We start from the raw sequence: 438 nt of genomic DNA on the forward strand, positions 1-438 counted from the left end.
CATTAGCCGAACTAAGTAACGGGCAAGAAGCCTTTATTATAAAAGTAAAAGGACATGGCGCCTTCAGAAGACGAATTCTTGAAATGGGTTTTGTTAAAGGTAAGAAAGTAACGGTAATCAAGAATGCGCCACTGAAAGACCCCATTGAGTACCAAATAATGAACTATAAGGTATCACTAAGGCGAAGTGAAGCTTCACTAATTGAAGTGGTTACCATGGAAGAGGCCAGAGATGCTGCTAACATTACTTACCACGGCACACTTGACGAACAAACCATAGAAAAAGTAGCAGTTGAAAAACGAAAAGTGATAAATATTGCACTTGTAGGTAACCCAAACTGCGGAAAAACCACACTTTTTAATCACGCCAGCGGTGCCTACGAACATGTGGGGAATTATAGTGGCGTTACGGTGGATGTGAAAACAGGAACCTTTGAAC

The 438-nt window shown here is 41.1% G+C and carries 1 protein-coding gene and 1 pseudogene; both read left to right on the forward strand.

Annotated elements, in window-relative coordinates; translation table 11 throughout:
* Positions 1-38: 38 nt before the first annotated feature.
* A pseudogene (locus C6366_RS21135) lies at positions 39-149 on the forward strand (ferrous iron transport protein A); the annotation flags it as partial.
* A gap of 156 nt (positions 150-305) precedes the next feature.
* The coding region (locus C6366_RS21140; RefSeq protein WP_233248587.1) for a FeoB small GTPase domain-containing protein at positions 306-438 on the forward strand (133 nt) is incomplete at its 3' end.

This window comes from Desulfonatronum sp. SC1 (assembly GCF_003046795.1).
Taxonomy (GTDB): Bacteria; Desulfobacterota; Desulfovibrionia; order Desulfovibrionales; family Desulfonatronaceae; genus Desulfonatronum.